16 protein-coding genes are annotated in these 16,290 nt (G+C 65.6%); 3 read left to right on the top strand and 13 right to left on the bottom strand.

Translation table 11 applies throughout. The features are described from left to right. Positions 1-38: 38 nt before the first annotated feature. From JOF48_RS05020 to JOF48_RS05005, 4 genes are all read right to left on the bottom strand, one after another. On the bottom strand, positions 39-1,289 hold the full coding sequence (locus JOF48_RS05020) for a hypothetical protein (RefSeq protein ID WP_209677902.1): 1,251 nt from the start codon (positions 1,287-1,289) through the stop codon (positions 39-41). A gap of 84 nt (positions 1,290-1,373) precedes the next feature. Then, complete coding sequence (locus JOF48_RS05015; RefSeq protein WP_209677899.1) at positions 1,374-2,576, bottom strand: hypothetical protein; 1,203 nt, start codon at positions 2,574-2,576, stop codon at positions 1,374-1,376. Between the two features lie 193 nt (positions 2,577-2,769). Further along, the gene (locus tag JOF48_RS05010) at positions 2,770-3,696 is read right to left on the bottom strand and encodes an NADP-dependent oxidoreductase (RefSeq protein ID WP_209684172.1); all 927 of its coding nucleotides are present in this window, start codon (positions 3,694-3,696) and stop codon (positions 2,770-2,772) included. 97 nt (positions 3,697-3,793) lie between these two features. Next, positions 3,794-4,975 (bottom strand): alpha/beta hydrolase, encoded by a 1,182-nt coding sequence (locus JOF48_RS05005; protein ID WP_209677896.1) that lies wholly within the window; start codon positions 4,973-4,975, stop codon positions 3,794-3,796. 164 nt (positions 4,976-5,139) lie between these two features. Here JOF48_RS05005 and JOF48_RS05000 point away from each other — a divergent pair, with 164 nt between their 5' ends. After that, on the top strand, positions 5,140-5,739 hold the full coding sequence (locus JOF48_RS05000) for a hypothetical protein (protein ID WP_209677893.1): 600 nt from the start codon (positions 5,140-5,142) through the stop codon (positions 5,737-5,739). Between the two features lie 68 nt (positions 5,740-5,807). Here JOF48_RS05000 and JOF48_RS04995 read toward each other — a convergent pair whose 3' ends face one another. After that, positions 5,808-6,725 (bottom strand): hypothetical protein, encoded by a 918-nt coding sequence (locus tag JOF48_RS04995; protein ID WP_209677890.1) that lies wholly within the window; start codon positions 6,723-6,725, stop codon positions 5,808-5,810. A gap of 290 nt (positions 6,726-7,015) precedes the next feature. Between JOF48_RS04995 and JOF48_RS04990 the strand changes: the two genes are divergently transcribed. Beyond that, entirely contained in the window at positions 7,016-7,786 is a 771-nt protein-coding gene (locus JOF48_RS04990; RefSeq protein WP_209677887.1) for a queuosine precursor transporter, read from the top strand. A gap of 111 nt (positions 7,787-7,897) precedes the next feature. Here the strand turns inward: JOF48_RS04990 and tgt are convergent, their stop codons facing one another. The 4 genes from tgt to JOF48_RS04970 all read right to left on the bottom strand — a co-directional run bounded on the left by tgt (position 7,898) and on the right by JOF48_RS04970 (position 11,502). Further along, a complete protein-coding gene (gene tgt / locus JOF48_RS04985; protein WP_245346404.1) occupies positions 7,898-9,271 on the bottom strand; it encodes a tRNA guanosine(34) transglycosylase Tgt in 1,374 nt (457 codons plus the stop codon). A 146-nt stretch (positions 9,272-9,417) separates the two neighbouring features. Further along, positions 9,418-10,134 carry an SRPBCC family protein gene (locus JOF48_RS04980; protein ID WP_209677884.1) on the bottom strand — a complete coding sequence of 239 codons (717 nt, stop codon included), beginning with the start codon at positions 10,132-10,134 and terminating at the stop codon, positions 9,418-9,420. Positions 10,135-10,340: 206 nt separating this feature from the next. Then, a complete protein-coding gene (locus JOF48_RS04975) occupies positions 10,341-10,880 on the bottom strand; it encodes an NUDIX hydrolase family protein (protein ID WP_209677881.1) in 540 nt (179 codons plus the stop codon). Between the two features lie 55 nt (positions 10,881-10,935). Then, on the bottom strand, positions 10,936-11,502 hold the full coding sequence (locus JOF48_RS04970; RefSeq protein ID WP_209677878.1) for a VOC family protein: 567 nt from the start codon (positions 11,500-11,502) through the stop codon (positions 10,936-10,938). Positions 11,503-11,550: 48 nt separating this feature from the next. Here JOF48_RS04970 and JOF48_RS04965 point away from each other — a divergent pair, with 48 nt between their 5' ends. Continuing rightward, positions 11,551-12,141, top strand: coding sequence for a YdeI/OmpD-associated family protein (locus JOF48_RS04965; RefSeq protein ID WP_209677875.1), 591 nt, complete (start codon positions 11,551-11,553; stop codon positions 12,139-12,141). A 42-nt stretch (positions 12,142-12,183) separates the two neighbouring features. On the opposite strand, the gene JOF48_RS04960 is transcribed toward JOF48_RS04965, so the two are convergent. The 4 genes from JOF48_RS04960 to JOF48_RS04945 form a co-directional block, all read right to left on the bottom strand. Next, positions 12,184-13,800: a molybdopterin-dependent oxidoreductase gene (locus tag JOF48_RS04960; RefSeq protein ID WP_245346403.1), complete on the bottom strand. Its 1,617-nt coding sequence runs from the start codon at positions 13,798-13,800 to the stop codon at positions 12,184-12,186. 154 nt (positions 13,801-13,954) lie between these two features. Beyond that, positions 13,955-14,806 carry an anti-sigma factor gene (locus JOF48_RS04955; RefSeq protein WP_209677872.1) on the bottom strand — a complete coding sequence of 284 codons (852 nt, stop codon included), beginning with the start codon at positions 14,804-14,806 and terminating at the stop codon, positions 13,955-13,957. After that, positions 14,806-15,417, bottom strand: coding sequence for an ECF RNA polymerase sigma factor SigK (sigK, locus tag JOF48_RS04950; protein ID WP_342591160.1), 612 nt, complete (start codon positions 15,415-15,417; stop codon positions 14,806-14,808). The genes JOF48_RS04955 and sigK overlap by 1 nt, the downstream gene beginning before the upstream one ends. A 48-nt stretch (positions 15,418-15,465) precedes the next feature. Then, positions 15,466-16,140 carry a fasciclin domain-containing protein gene (locus JOF48_RS04945; RefSeq protein ID WP_209677869.1) on the bottom strand — a complete coding sequence of 225 codons (675 nt, stop codon included), beginning with the start codon at positions 16,138-16,140 and terminating at the stop codon, positions 15,466-15,468. Between the last annotated feature and the right edge of the window lie 150 nt (positions 16,141-16,290).

Here is a 16,290-nt window from a genome sequence, read left to right as displayed (position 1 = left end):
GCGCTGCACCTCAATGGCCTCTTTCGGCGAACGCGGCATCACCTTTCGGGCCCTGCTGCCTGGATCATCTCGTCAAAGTGTTCCAATACGGGCGCCAATGCGCCCCGCAGTGACGGCGGGACCACCGGAAACGGTCCTTGTTCGACAAGGCCGGCGCCGACAAGCTCGCTAATTGAACTGTTCACCCTGAGTGTCCGCCACGAGCTGAGCCGAAAAGGCGGGGTTGGTCCCTCGGTGTCTGCTTGCGGCTCGGGTTCTTCAGGGTCAAACGGGATAGCGATGTCGGGACGGTTGGAAGCGGCCGCTGCCAACAAACGGGCGACCCCAGCCTCGGCGGATACAGACGGGGCCGCGTCATCGAAAGGAATGGCGCAATCGTAGAACAGGCAGTATGCCAGTTGCATCGTCTTTTCCTGTGCCAGTTCAGGGGCCTTGAGGAAGGCCTCGGCTGCCTTGGTCGGTGCCGCCTTGGTCTTTCCGGCCGTGAGCAGGCCTGTGTCAATCAGGGCATGCCAATAGTCCATCAGGCGAGGCACGTTCGCCATGGATGTGACCGCCCGGGGAGATCCGTTGCCGGGCCCTGCGTAGTCGACCCGTGCGCTGCCGACAACGTGCGCATCAACGCACGCGGCAGCCTCGGCAATGTCCTTGCGGCGCAGCAGGCCCGTGGCGGTCAGCGGGCGGCCTCCGCCGATCCAGGTCAGGAGGGCCACCGCCCGCTGGACGTATGGACGGGAGGCACGGTCCACGCCGTCCGCAACTGGATTCGCCGAGTCGTGGAAAACATAAGGTGCCAGCTCGTGGCGTGGCGGGGCGAGGATGTCGGTGGCCGTCAGGTCCAACAATTCGAGCATCGCATCTGTCGGACCCGTCCATGCCCCGGTGGTCACCATGAACTTGAGGTACGAGTTCAGTGCGAGGGAGACACTGATGCGCATTTCGGGGTGGAAACGTCCCGCGTCTTCGAGCATCAGGCCGGTCAACTCAACGTCCAGATTCGTGGGATCGGGGATGCTCACGCTGGCTGCGTAGTTGCGGAAGTAGTTCATGAGGAGGCTGGACAAGCGGTCGACCTCGTCGCCAGGGACGCCGGCCGCAGTCATCCATGACCGGAAGTCAGCTGCCAGGCGATCCATGGTTTCTGGGAGCAATCCGGCCTTGGCACGTTGTGCAATGGCGTCACTGAGTGAGAGGACGTTGCTCGCTTCCGTCCCAGCGGCTTTTGAGGCGGCGGCCTTGGCCGGGTTGCCGAATCGGGGCTTCTTGGTGTTCTTGGACTTCTTGGCCACAGGGTTCCTTGCGGTCAGGGGATGAATGCTTCAACCGTAGCTGCTCGGGCACAGGGGATCTTTCGGCAGCGGGAGTTGCTGCGGTTACTGGCCCGCTTCGGCGCCCGGACCCACGGCCTGGATGGGGAAATCATCGTGCAGGATGTCGTACACGTCGGCGCGCCATGCGGGTGGAACCAGCAGGTGCTCATCCAAGGTGACCAGGCCTTCTTCCGCCCATCGTGCGATGTACTCGGCCGTGTAGTAGGCGGCCGGATCTTCCTCGGGCTCTTCCAAGGCGTGCAAGAGCACGGCGGCCGCCGGTGGGGTTGCGGATGCGGCACTGGAAAGCCAACCGGCCATGGCATTTTGCCAGTCCTCGAGGTCATCGTCCACGGCGTCCGCCAGGATGACCGAGAAAACGTAGTAGCCGAGCAGGTTGCTCATGGTGTGCGCAATGTCGTCGGTGTCGTCCTGCTGCGGGGCGCCATCGGCCACGCAAATCTTGTTGTCGGCCACCGTGATGATGCTGTTCGCGGCCAGCATTTCCCAATAGAAGGCCAACCGGTCTGCACCATGCTGGCCAGCAGTGTTGTTGTTTTGGGCGTTCGTGAAGCGCTTGAATCCGCTGTGGCTGATGACGGCGGCTGCCTGTTCCTGGTCGGTAATTTTCCCGTCCGGCCCCAGCTCGCGGCCGTCACCCACCCAGTCCAACAGTGCCAGGGTGTTCAACCACAAGGGGGAATGCTGCGCGGCCGCCACGAGATCCTCCGGCGACAGCTCCGGAATAAAAATGTCAGCGAACTCGAAGTCGCCGCCGTCCGGTCCGTCCGCATCGGTGAGGTGTGCGCCGTCGAGCGTCTCCGGCGCATCGGTGCGCACCAACTCGGCACGCACCGCTGCCAGGTCCTCCGGCGTCCCCGTCCAGAGGCTGGCCTGGGCCAGATAGCTGACGTAATCGTTGACACCGCTGCGCAGGGTCAGGACCCCGAGGGGGTTGGCGTCCGCCGTGACATCCATGACCTCGTAGACGGCCTCGGGCACCAGATTGGTGGGGTCCGCGTGCGGCTCAATGATCCGGTACATGTCGAAGAAGTCGTCCAAGATGGCCAAACTGACATCGATTGACGTATCTGGGCGGCTCTGGGCTTCGAGCCAGTCGACAAAACCCGACGACAAAGCCGTCATGGCACGGTCCAGCCGGGCATCGGCAGCACTGCGGGCTTCAGTCTTTGCTGCAGCATCCGCCGCTGCTTTGGCCGGGTTGCCGAATCGGGATTTCTTGGTGTTCTTGGACTTCTTGGCCACAGGGTTCCTTGCGGTCAGCGGGACGAATCCCTACAACGTTATCGCCTCCGGCGTGCGGGCATCGGCGAAGAATGCCCGCACGTGATGCGGCGTTGGGACGAACGGCGCCATATCTGATGCCGCGTTGGGTGGAAATAGGGATTATCTGATGCCGCGTTGGGGGAAAGTGGGGATTATCTGATGCGGCGTCGGGTTAGGGGGTGAAGGGGGTCAGGACGATCTTGCCCGCGCCGTGGCCGGACATGCTCGCCCGGAAGGCGTCGGCGGCCTGTTCCAGCGGGAACGTTTGCGCGACGTCGACAACCAGTGCGCCGGCCTCCACCAAGAGGGACAGGCGGGCCAGCTCGTCGGCGTCGGGCCGGACCCAAACGTATTGCCCGCCGTGCTGTAGCACCGTCCAGTCGGCAATGGAGGCGTGCCGTCCGCCGGGCTTCAGCAGTGCGAGGGTGTCCTCCAGGACACCTCCGGCGAAATCGGCCGCGGCGTCGACGCCGTCGGGGGCCAGTTCCCGGACGCGGTCCTGCAGGCCGGGGCCGTACTCCACCGGCTCCGCACCGAGCTGGCGCAGGCGTGCGTGGTTCTTCGCGGACGCGGTGGCGATGACCCGCACACCCTCAAGCACCGCCAACTGGATGGCGGTGCGGCCCACGCTGCCGGAACCGTTGTGGACCAGGAGGGTCTCGCCCGGGCTGACGCCCAGTGTGTCGAGGGTGCGCTGGGCGGTCATCCCGGTCAGCGGAAGGGCCGCGGCATGCTCCCAGCTGAGCGCGGCGGGCTTGTGCGCAACGATTGCGGCGGGCAGCGCCACAAGCTCGGCAAAGGTGCCGCCCTGGACGGTGTCGCGCCGGCCGTAGGAATACACCTCGTCGCCCACCTGGAATTCGGGGGTGTCAAAGCCCACCGCCTCGACCACGCCGGCCACGTCCCAGCCCGGTGTCACCGGGAAGTTGATGTCCATGAACGGGTCGAGCCCGCCGGCCATGATTTTCCAGTCCACCGGGTTCACCCCGGCGGCCTTGACCCGGACCAGCACGGAACCGGGAGCCACCTTGGGCACCGGGCGTTCAGTCAATTCAAGGACCTCGGGGCCGCCGTACACGGCGTAGCTCATGGCCTTCATGGTTGCACTCATGGTGAATACGTTCCTTTCGTCGCTGCACCTGTTTCAACGGGCACGCCCCGGCCGGGATTCCGTGCCCTTGCTCACACGGTTCGGCCTATCCGGCAGCCTGCCCCACCTGCGCCTGCCCGGGCCGGGTCCGTTGGTCCCACAACCGCCGCGAGTCGGTGTTCAATGCCGCCTCCACCCACCGCCCCATCCCGGCATAGGCCTGCGCCCGCACGGTTCCGGGCGAGAGGAACACGTCGTGGAAGGCTCCGGTGATCCGCTGCAGTGTCACGGCGGGCCCGAGTTCCAGGCTCCGCCGCGCCACCGAATCAACGTTCAGCACCACGTCTGCCGCGAGCGCGTCCGACGACCACTTCGGCTGCAGGTAGCTTTTGTCGGACAGCATGACAAGCACAGGAACGTCGATGCCCAGCCCGCGAGCCACTGTCGCCTGGCCCTGAAACACGGCATTCAAAAAGGACGGCGTCACCGGGAATCCGTGGTCCGGGCGCCATTGGGACTCATACTCCCACTCGCCATCAAACTTCTTGGACACCGCCCGCGTGTAAAAGCCGGGATCGATCTGCGGCAGCGGGGCATGGGGCTTGAACCGCGACCGCGCCTGGATCAGCGGGGCCACCACGGCCCGCCCCACCTCGCTGGCCTGGAATTCCAGCCAGGGGCTGTTGAGCACGACGGCGGCCGCCGCACCCGGGTGCCGGGCGGCCCACAGGCTCAGGGTCAGCCCGCCGGTTGAATGGCCCAACAGGACCAGAGGCCGGACACCGGGAACCGGTTCCGGCACCTCGGTGCGTTCCCGCCCAGCCAGGGCGTCGAAGGCGGCGCTGAGCCGTTGCCGGGCCTCCTCCAGAAAGGCCCGTTCAAAAGTTTGCTGGTCGGCGGCCCGGGCCGGGACCGGCGGCGCCGCGTCACCTTCTGCGGGCACGGCGCGCCCCATCGCCGACAGCGCCGCCGCAATGTCGCCGTCGTACTCGTTGAGCGAGGCCACCTGGCCGGGAACCTGCCCGGGGCGCAGGCTGCGGCCGTAGTTGTGCAGATCCAGGGCGTAGAAGTTGGCACCCGCGCGGTGCCAGAATTCGGCAAGTTCGCGCTGAAAAAAGTAGTCGGACCAGCCGTGGACGTAGAGGATGTCGGCCCCGGTCAGCGACGACGGCTCCCATTTAGGGGCATGGCCTGCGTACCTCACCAGGGTGGCGGGGGAGCCCTCGAGCAGGTCAAGGGTGAGCTGTTCAAAGTCCGGGCCGAGGATGTCTTGCTGCCAAGAGGTCATGGCTTGATGCTAACGGGTTGGGGTGTCTGCGGCGAGTGTGGCGGGCCGTGCGGTGTCCGATAATTATCCGCGCCGCCGTGTGCCTATGCTGGAGGGGCGCGGCCGCTCTCCGGCTGGATCCTGCGGCTGCGCGGCAGATTCGTACGTGAGGAAAAGGTGAGGACATGGATTCCTGGCAGGACACTTTTCAGGACTGGGCCCGGGCATGGGCGGCGGTGCAGGACCTTGAGTCCACGGCGGAGGGCGCTGCGGTGCTCATGGGCGGCCGGCGCGTGGCCGTCTGGCCGGGTGAGGCGGCCGTGCCGGTGGATGGTGCCGAGCTGGTCTTGGTGACCGAGGATGCGGCGGGGGCCGTTGGGTATGCCCAGTCGCTGGGGCTGCGCACCACGGACCGAGCCCTGCTGCTGCGGGCAGCGACCGAGGACCTTGACCTGAACCCCGACCTGCCGGCGGACGCGTACCTGGCCGATGCGCCCATGGAAAACTACGACCTGGTGGAGCTGGCCCTCTTTGACCGGCCGGTGGGCAGCGGCCGACTGGCCATGGGTGCCGGGCTGGCCGTCATTTCACGGCTGGCGGTTGACGACGGGCACGAGGAGCAGCTTGCCCGGTTTGAGCACGCCATGGTGGCCGGCCTGGGTGACGAGGCCTTCGCCCACGGCGCCGACGTCATCTACCTGGTGGCCGGGGAGGCCCAGGCGCAGCGATTCGCCGCCGTGGACGGGTGGAGCCAGCTGGCGGAGGTGCTCACCTTCGCCCGGTAGCCGGGCACAGCGAAAGCCGGCGGCGGGCACCTTGGCGGGTGCCCGCCGTCGACCATCCTGCGGTGCCTTTAGGGCTGCGGCTCCAGCATGAGCCGCTTGTTTTCGGCGAAGGCATCTGCCGTGTTTTCGTCGAAGGCGCTGCAGTTGCGGCCCACGAGCGCCTCCACGGCGTCCTCGATGCGCGGCGTCTCCGCGGGCTGGCCGGGCTGGATCTGGCCCTTGGCGCCGACCACGATGTAGCCCCACTCGTAGAGGGCGTCGCAGCCGAGCGCGCAGGTCAGCATGGCGTTGTGCTCGTAGTCCATGCGCTCCTCCTCGCTGTTGGCGGGCCGGGGCTTGATATAGCCGGCAATCAGCAGCCGGGCCGGGAGGTGTTCGCCGCAGATGGCGCAGGAGGCCGTCAGCCGGTCCCTGAGCAGGTGTTTGCGCAGGTAGGCCTGCTCGAGGCGGATGGTGGTGAGGGTCTGGTCATCGGGTTCGTCCGCGCCCCAGGCGCTGCCGGGCAGCCCGCGCAGGCTCATGGCGGAGGACTGCGGCGCCGTGACGCCGGCCTCCGCCAGCAGCTCCTGGCCCTCTTCCGCCGTCAGCGGGGAAATGTAGCGCGGCCGGGGCTTGCCGGCGGCGTTGAACGGCTTGGGTTCGCCGGCCTCGGGCTCATCGGCGGCAGTGATGTCCGCGGCGCGGTCCCGATGCAGCTGGAGGTTCTTGGCCAGCGGATGCGTGCGGACCAGCCAACCGTTGTCGGACTCGTCCAGGCCCTTTTCAAAGCCCTCAGGCCGGGGCGCGTCCTGCCACCTCTCCAGCACCACGCTGACAGCGCGCACATACGGGCCGAAGTAGTTGAACACGATGTCGCCCTTGCGCAGCTCCTTGATGAGCTCGCGGGTGCCGTCCGGATCGCCGTGTGGATCCGGGCAGCTCCACAGCATTCCGTCATTGATGGCTGATTCGTAATTGCGGCCATGGCTGACCCACCAGTAATTCATTTGTGCAACTCCTCGGCTTCCCGTGCGATGGCACTCGACGTTCGATTCAGCCTAACGCGTCCCCTCCCTTCGTGTCCGGGCCTGCGGGAAGAAAGATCGCTTTTGCCGCAAGGGCGGTGCGGTACAGGGCGGGGGTGCGCAGGTGAAATGCCGTGGTTGACCGGGTGGTTTCGGCGCCGTGACACAATGGTGCATGGCCCGGGTGCAGACGGGCCCAGTGATAATACAGCCGGCCGTACCCCTGCGGGTGCGGCATGAGCGAACCACTCAGCTAAAGAAATTTGAGACCCATGACGTCCCCGCTGCAAAGCAATGCTTCGGCAACCCCTCCCCGCACCACCGGCCCAGAGACCGGGAAATCCACGACCCCCGCCCCGGCACCCGGTGCCGCCTTTGCCGCCGTCGGGAGCCCCTACTTTGGGATTCTCCTGGCATGCATGGCCGTGATTGTGATCCTGTCCAACATTGGCGCCTCCAAGGGCGTGCAGTTTGGCCCCATCATCACCGACGGCGGCTTCTTCCTGTTCCCCTTCGCGTACATCCTGGGCGATGTGATCAGCGAACTGTACGGCTTCAAGGTCAACCGCAAGGCCATCCTCACCACCTTTGCCCTGTCCATTTTCGCCTCCCTTTGCTACTGGGTGATCATCGCCCTGCCCGGCTTCACCGACGACTACGGCGTGGCCAAGCAGGCCGCCCTGACCGAGGCGCTGGGCCCGGTCCCGCAAATTGTGCTGGCGAGCCTGCTGGCGTTTTTGGCCGGCCAGACCGTCAACTCCTGGATCATGGTCCGGCTCAAGGCGCACCACGGCGAGCGGAAGCTGTGGATGCGGCTCATGGGCTCCAGCGGCGCCGGCGAGTTCCTGGACACCTTGATCTTCTGCGCCGTCGCAGCCCCCGTCATTGGGATCGTGGGCTTTGGCATGTTCGCGAACTACGTGCTGGTGGGCTTCGTCTACAAGGTGGGCGTGCAGTACGCGCTGATCCCCGTCACCGCGCTGGCAATCCGCTGGTTCAAGCGCCACGAGCCCTCCTACGTGGAGGCCGTCCCAGCCGCGTAGTCCCCGGCCGCTGCGCCGGCCGCGTGATGTGATGAACGACGGCGGCACCCGGGTGAGTTGGAAAGCCCACCCAGGTGCCGCCGTCGTACGTTTAAAGGTTCTGCGGTGCGGCTAACGGTTGGGGTAGTAGCGGCGCAGGGTCTCGGCCTTGAACTCGAAGAAGGTGCCGTCCTCGATGGCGAGGCGGGCGTCGTCGACCATCTTGACCACGAAGCTCTCGTTGTGGATCGAGACCAGGGTGGAGGAGAGCATTTCCTTGGCCTTGAACAGGTGGTGGATGTAGGCGCGCGTGTAGTTTTCGCAGGTGTAGCAGTCGCATTCCTCCGACAGCGGGGTGAAGTCGCGCTTGTACTTGGCGCCGGAGAGGTTGAAGCGCCCGTCCGGGGTGTAGAACGCGGAGGTGCGGGCCACGCGGGTGGGGGAGACACAGTCGAAGGTGTCCGCGCCGTTCTCGATCGCGGTGAAGATGTCATCCGGTTCGGAGATGCCCAGCAGGTGGCGCGGCTTGTCCTCGGGCAGTTCCTCGGCGCACCAGCGCACAATAGTGCCCAGGTTTTCCTTCTCGAGGGCCCCGCCGATGCCGAAGCCGTCAAAGTTCATTTCGCCGAGGTCGTGGGAGGCCTTGCGGCGCAGGTCCTCGTACTGGGCGCCCTGGATGACGCCGAACAGCGCCTGGTACGGCTTTCCGGTGCGCTCCTCGGTCAGGCGGAAGTGTTCTTCGATGCAGCGCAGCGCCCAGAGGCGGGTGCGTTCGAGGGACATTTCCTGGTAGCCGCGGGAGTTCAGCAGCGTGGTCAGCTCGTCGAAGGCGAACATGATGTCGGCCCCGATCTGGTGCTGGACCTGCATGGAAACCTCGGGGGTGAAGCGGTGCATGTCCCCGTTCAGGTGCGACTTGAACCAGACGCCGTCGTCGTCAATGTGCGCCAGGCGCTCCTTGCCCACGGCCACGGAATCGTCGGCTCCGGCGTGCGGTGAGGCGGCCACGGCGTCCATGTTGATGACCTTCTTGAAGCCCGAGCCCAGGCTCATGACCTGGAAGCCGCCGCTGTCGGTGAAGGTGGGGCCCTGCCAGTTCATGAACTTGCCCAGGCCGCCGGCAGCGTCGAGGATGTCCGCGCCGGGCTGGAGGTACAGGTGGTAGGCGTTGGAGAGCAGTGCCTGCGCGCCAAGGTCCTCCATGGACTCCGGCAGCACGGCCTTCACTGTGGCCTTGGTGCCCACGGCGATGAACGCAGGGGTCTTGATGATGCCGTGGGGTGTGGTGATGACGCCCGTGCGGCCCTGGAACTTGCCCCCGTTTTGCTCGATCGCCGCCGCGCTCGGTGCGCAGGTCTCGTTCAGGCGCGTGGTGACTGCAAAGCCAAATTCCGCCTGCGACGCCGGATGGCCGGGGTCGGTGCCCGGCGCTGCGGCGGGTGCCTGGCCGGGGGTGGTGGCGGGCGCGGACACAAGGAGCTCAGGCATGTTGTCAGGGGAGGGCATTCAACCATTTTGCCAGTGATTGCCGGCTGGTGCGGCAGAAGGTGTCCAACCCCTCCCCGACGCGGCATCACCTTTGGCTCAATTCTTGCCGACGCCAGCGCAGCAATGGCCAGGTTCTGTGGAACCCTGTCGCACCGCCGGCCGGCCTATTCGTCCGGGAAATGGGTCTCCATGAAGGCATCCCACTGGCTGCCGATCGCGTCGAAGTCCGCTGCGCCCAGGCCGTACGTGGTGGCGATAACCTGTGCCCCCGGATGTTCGCGGATGCCCTCCAGCCGCGACTGCCTGGCCAAAATCAGCAGCCCGTCGCCGTGCTCTGCGTAGTCCTCCACCGTCAGGCCCAGCTGCGAATCGGTGCGGTACCAGACCTTGCCCGACAGTGTGGCGCCCGTGGCCAGCGTGAGCTCATATGGTTCGCCCGGATCCGGAAGCCAGCCGGTGTCGATGCCCAGGGCGTCCCACAAGTTGGTGTTCGCGGAGCTGGCACCGTCAACGTAAAAGGTGCGCCGCGCCGTCTTCGGATGCCGTTCCAGGGCGAACTTCAACTGCTGGAGGAACATGGTCCAGCCCTCCGTGATGTCGGGGTCATACTTGGCCCATTCGCCCGTTGCCACGCCGCGCGTCATGGTCAGCAGCGTGCCGTCAGGCTGCGGTTCCAGCGTAAAGACGTCGCCCATTTCCAGCGTCAGGCGCAGGTGGTCGCCGCTCTCGACCACGTTGGAGTCGTAGATCTGCCGGATTTCCTCGTCCAGGCCGTCCATGTCCCAGCCGTGCCACTGCGCAATGCGGGCCGGCTCGCGGAGCATGAGCCAGACCTGTTCGGCATCGGCGTTGATGAGGACCGAGAGCTGGTTAGTCGCCATGACACGTAATCTACGCTGGAACGGCTGTTCGGGCCAGCATCCCGGCATTCCCGGCCCAAAGTCCGACGGCGGCAGCCCACCTTCCAGCGTGCCGCCGCGTTCCGGCGCCGTGCCGGGCAGTGCGACAGCATCGCAGAAAAACCGGTCATTGCTGCGATGGCGTCGGCTAAAAAGCGGTCATTGCTGCGACAGCGTCGAGGGGAGGGTCAGCGGCCCAGGCCGGCGTAGGAGATCGCCTGGCGGACCAGGGCGCCGCGGCCGCCCACGAACTCGGCCTGCACGCCGGGGCTGAGCACCTCTTCGGGCGTCATCCAGGTCAGCTCCAGCGCGTCCTGCCGCGGCGTGCATTCGCCCGTCACGGGGATCACGTAGACCATGGCCACGGCGTGCTGGCGTTCATCCGTGAAGCCGGTCTGGGACGGCGACGGCAGGTACTCCGCCACCGTGAACGGGACCGGGCTGACCGGCAGCTGCGGGAAGGCGAGCGGCCCCAAATCCTTCTCGATGTGGCGGATCAACGCGGCGCGGATGGTCTCGCGGTACAGCACGCGCCCGGACACCAGGGTCCGGACCATGGAGCCTTCCTCGTCTGCCTGCAGCAGCAGCCCCACCTCGTTGACGTAGCCGAGGGGATCCAGGCGCACCGGGACCGCCTCGACGTAGACCATGGGCAGCCGGTTGCGGGCCTCGTACAGGTCCTCGGGGGACAGCCAGCCGGGATACGGGTCAGGGGTGCGCACGCTCATAACTAAGTTCTACCCCATCCGCGGCCCGGGTGCCGCCTCCGCTGCACAAATGCCGTCACTGTTCGCTGCCCCCACCGTCCAGGTCGCGGCTGATTTCAAGTTCGACGGCGTTCGACCCACCCTTGATTGTCGCCACGAAACCGCCGTTCTTGGCCCGGAACAGTGATCCGCCGTCCGCACGGTGCTGCACAAATTTCGCGCCGATGTCGGCCAGGACCTTTTCGGCGGCAGCGGTGTCCGGGGTGTGCCAGACAGCCGTGACGGCAAGTGGCCCGCCCGTGGGGAGGCTGAGGTCCGTGACGGGGTCGGCCAGAAAATTGAACCCTCCGGGCGCCGTGACGCGGGCCGTGCCGCCGTGGCGGGAATCCACCACCTCCGCCTGTGTTCCGTCCTCTAGCGTGCGGCGGACAAAGATTTCGTGGTCGCGCACCTCGAAGCCCAGCTCGGTGGCGCCGTCCATGGGGCTGCCGGCATCAGCCTGGTGGATGCCCACCTTGCCGTTGCCGGAGTCAAAGACGCGCCAGTCGCCGTGGTTTTCCACGCATTTGAGGCCCTGGTCTTCCAACTGGGCGGCGTAGCCGTCGAGATCGGATGTGAAGTGGACGGGGCGGACGCGCAGCATGGTTTCTCCTGGTGGTGCGGTGGTTGTTTCCAATATTAGTGTTGGACCATGGCTGAACTCCCTGAACTTCTGTTGCCCGATGCTGCTGCCTGGCGAGAATGGCTCGTTGAACACCACGCTGCAAGCCTCGGCGTCCGCCTCGTCCTGCACAAGAAGGGCGGCACCGTCACGGAGCTGACTTACGCGGCCGCGCTGGATGAGGCGCTGTGCTTCGGCTGGATCGACGGGGTGGCCGGCAAACGCGATGACGGCAGCCACCTGCGGCGATTCACGCCCCGGACGCGCAGAAGTATTTGGTCAAAGATTAACACCGGGCACTATGAGCGGCTCTGCGAGGAGGGCCGCATGCGCCCGGCCGGGACGGCAGCCGCCGACGCAGCGAAGGCAGACGGCCGATGGGAAATTGCATACTCCGGGCAGGCGGATGCCCAGGTCCCGGATGATCTTGCCGAGGCGATTTCGGCCAGTCCAGCGGCGCAGGCCATGTTCGACGTGCTTACCTCGGTCAACCGATATGCCCTTATTTACCGCACCACCTCGGTCAAGACCCCGGCCGTCCGGGCGTCAAAGATCGCCGGATTTGTGCAAATGCTCGAGGCTGGCGAAACGCCATATCCGCAAAAACGCCGCCCCGCGTAGGCCGATGGCGGCATGCCAGGCGGGGCCGTCCCGGGAGCGGGGCTACGCCACCGTGAACGTTATGGAATGCCAGCCCGTTGAGCCGTCGGGCTCCGGCGGGGCCTGCTCTTCGATTTGCAACCGGGCCTGGCTGTCATAGGCGCGCACCTGCACCTTGTGGGTGCCGGACACTGCGCCGTCCCAGGAGTAGGACCACTGCCGCCAAGTGTCCACCGACGCTTCCGCAGCCAGCTCCGCACGTTGCCAACCGCCATCGTCAATCCTGACCTCAACCTTGGAGATCCCCGTGGTTTGGGCCCAGGCGCTGCCGCCGATGGCGACCTTTCCTGCCGGGACCCGGGCCAGCGCCCGCGGCACCTCGATCCTGGATGCGGTCTTGATGGGTCCGTGGGACGACCAGCCGCGGGACGTCCAATAACCGGCCTTCTCGGCGAACGTTGTCACTTCCAGGTCCACGACCCATTTGGTGGCGGAAACAAAACCGTACAGTCCCGGCACCACCATGCGGACCGGAAAGCCGTGTTCCAGGGGCAGCGGTTCGCCGTTCATGCCGACAGCCAGCAGTGCGTCCCGGCCGTCTTGCAACACCGGCAGTGGGGTGGAAGCGCTGAAGCCGTCAATGCTGGTGGAGAGCACCATGTCGGCCCCGGCTGTTGGCTTGGCGCGGGCCAGGACCTCCCGCAGCGGATAGCCTAGCCATTTGGCGTTGCCAGCCAGATTCCCGCCCACCACGTTGGAAACACAGGTCAGGGTCACATGGGACTCAACGAGCTCGGCGGCCAGAAGCTCGTCAAAGCTCAGGGTGAACTCATTCTCCACCATCCCATGGACGCGCAGCTCCCAGTTGGCCGGGTCAATTTCAGGCACAATCAAGGCCGTGTCGATGCGGTAAAAGTCGCTGTTGGGTGTGACAAACGGGGTTATACCCTCCACCGGGGCCTGAACGCCCGCGGGCAGCGGGGCGGCCTTGGACTTCGGTGCCGGCAGCTTCAGCGACTCGCGCACCGCCACCGCCGTGTTCCGGGCAGTGGAGAGCAGTGTCCCGCCAAAACCGACGACGACGGCCACGCCGGCCACCGCTGCCGAACGCAACAGGAACGCGCGTCTGCTGGGTGAGGAGGCATCCCCCTGGCCGAGAGCCGCTGTGGCTCCTGCCGCCGTCGAGCTTTCCGCCGGTGGTCGCGAGTTGGTGGAGTGTCCGGCAGCGGCAGCCGTGAGATAACGCAGGACCCAGAGGCCGGCCGCGGTGCCGAGCAGGAGCGGGACAAGGTCAAAGGCGCCGGCACCGGCTCGGGTGGTGATGCACAAGCCCATGACGACGGCGAAACCCAGCACCATGGCAGCGCCGGCCCTGGGCTTGTGCTGTGCCACCACGCCAGCCGCCGCCGCCAGCACTGCCGCTGCAACGACCATGGAGATCAGCAACACGAGCTTGTCGTTGGTGCCAAAGGTGGCGATGGCAAAGTTCTTCAGCCACGCCGGGGTGAAATCGATGAACGTTGACCCCACCGAGGCCAGTGGGGACGCTGCAGGCCCAGAGAAGGCCGATGCCAGCTCTGCCACAGCAAAGAGGCTGCCTGCCGCGACGATGCCCGTGAGTGATCCTGCTGCCATGCTGCGCCAGTTGCTGTGCCGTGTGGTGGTGCTTCGCTTGCCCATGCCAGGCTCCTTGAAAGATCTTTTGTGGCCACCGCTGGACGAAGCCGGTGGAAGTGCTTTCTTGTACTTCGGAGCCGGGCGCCCGCCGGATTGCCCGCCGGCAAGATTGCTTGCAAAAACTGAAGGCCACTGTGGTGCCGGCGCAACAGAGGCCTTAGAGCTCCTGCACCACTATGGGGGTGGAGGTGGGGGCAGCGGAACCGCCGGCAGGTTCCACCGTGATGCCGACATGGGTTGCCCCGCCCAGGGGCCCGTTGAGCACCTGCATGCCGGCAACGGTGGGATCGGTGGTGGACATGAGCCCTGCCGGAACGGCGCCGGCCGCCGAAATGAACCACAATTCATATGTTTTGCCGGAGGGCAGCGCAGGCAAATTCTGGACCATGACGGCAGCCTTGTTCGCCTCGCTTGAGGAGGCAACTGTCACGGAGCCGCCGTCCGAAAGCGCCGTGGTGGCGATCTTGGCATCGGGAGAGCTGACGATGCCCAACATGGCTTCTTGTTGGGTTTGTGCAGCCTGCTGTTGTGCCGCGATGGCAACAAGTTTTTGTTCCATGTCCCGCTGCGTTGCGGCTTGTCCGGCGACCCAACCGCCCAGGCCGACGCCGGCAAAGAGCACCAGTGCCGCCGCGGCGCTGAGCACAGGAACCCGGCGCTTTATCGTGCCGTCGGCGGTTTGCGGGCGCTCAGTTGCGCGGCCGCGCGCCACATGATTTCGCCTTGATTGTGCCGGAGTACCCGTCGCGGTGGAAATATCGCGCACCACGGAGGCTGCCGGAAGCTGTCTGGTGTTGCGAATCGCCGCCATGATCTCCGCCTTCAATGCAGCGGGCGGGGCTTCAGTGGGAGTGCCGTAGGCCAGCAGTGCGGCCGTTTCGCTCAGGCTGCGGACTTCCTCCAATGTCTGGGGGTCAGTCAACGCGTAGCGTTCGAAGTCTCCCCGTTCCGTCTCGCCCAGGGCGTTCAAGGCGTAGGAGCCGGTCAGTAAATGCAATTGTTGTTCCATCACGCCACTCCTAACCTGTCCCTGAGCCTGATCATGCCGTCCCGAATCCTTGTCTTAACAGTACCGACCGGGATCTTCAACAGTTCGGCTACTTCCTGGTGTGTGTACCCGCCGTAGTAGGCCAGCCGGATCGCTTCCTGTTGTACCTGCGTCAGTGAGTCAAGCGCCTTGTTGACGCGCTCTGCCTCCAACTGGGATTCAACAGTATCCGCGACATCGTCGTAACTTTCCTGATACTCCTTGATGCCCTCGCGCAGGTCCCTGTTGCTGCTGGCCTGGCTGGCCCGAACCTTGTCCACTGCCTTGCGGTGCGCGATAACCAGAATCCAGGACATCGCCTTTCCCCTGTCGGCATCAAAGCGGGAAGCCTGCGCCCAAATGTCGACGAAGACTTCCTGGGTTACTTCTTGGCTTTGGTCCGGGTCTCGGACCACTTTGCGCACCAAACCGAAAACCCTGGGTGCGACCGCGTCGTAGAGTTCCTCGAAGGCCGCCTCGTCGCCGAGGGCGACGAGGCGGATCAAGTCTTCGTGGGTTGGTGGTGCCAGGGGCTCCACGGAACGCAACCAGGGTAAACGCATGGTCTCCACTTTGTCACGCTCAGTGCCCATGGGACCGCGCCTTTCGATCTGTGTTGGAAAGTTCTGCTGCTTGACCGGCTACTTCTTGGCCGGCGGCATCAGGACCGTGTCGATCAGGTACACGGTGGCGTTGGCGGTCTTGACGCCGCCGCAGATGACCTTGGCACCGTTGACCTCCAAGTTGTCGCCGGTGCCTGTGACCTCCAAGTTGCTGCCCTCGGCTGTTGCATGCTCGCCGGCAATCTTGCTGGGGGCCAACTGGCCGGGGACAACATGGTAGGTCAGGATCGACGTGAGGGTTGCGGAGTCCGTCTTCAATCCCTCGATGGTCTCGGCCGGGATCTTCGCGAAGGCGTCATCAACCGGGGCGAACACCGTGAACTCGCCGGAGTTCAACGTGTCAACCAGGTTGACGTCCTTGTTCAGCTGCCCAGAAACTGCGGCCGTCAAGGTCTTCAGCAAGGGGTTGTTGGATGCGGCCGTGGCAACAGGGTCCGCAGCCATGCCGGCCACCGAACCAGCTCCGCTGGGGACAGCAGCTGCGTAGGCGGCGCAACCGGCGCCCACGAGTCCTTCGCCGTCCATGGCTTCCGTGCTGGCGGGTGCCGACGTTGTCATCGGGGCTTCCGTCGTGGGGCTGGGAGTGGTTGTGGTTCCAGCACTGCACGAGGTGATGCCCAAGGCGGTGATGGCCAAGAGGCCCAGACCAAGGCTGAGGCTCTTACGGTTTCCAAACTTCAAGGTGGTGTTCATGATGATTCTCCCTAGTGTGAAAGCGGAAGGATTCCGTTTCGCTTCCCAGACCGTTGCCGCAAATGCGACGCCGGTTTGGGCTGTCAGGGAGTACTTCGGAGCCGTTCCCGGCACGGATTGGAAATGGCAGGAGAAAGTTTTGTGACCGGA

It is taken from the genome of Arthrobacter stackebrandtii (genome assembly GCF_017876675.1).
In the GTDB taxonomy this organism is placed as follows: Bacteria; Actinomycetota; Actinomycetes; order Actinomycetales; family Micrococcaceae; genus Specibacter; species Specibacter stackebrandtii.
The sequence above is the reverse complement of the archived record's forward strand: the minus strand, read 5'-3'. Positions and strand labels throughout refer to the sequence as shown.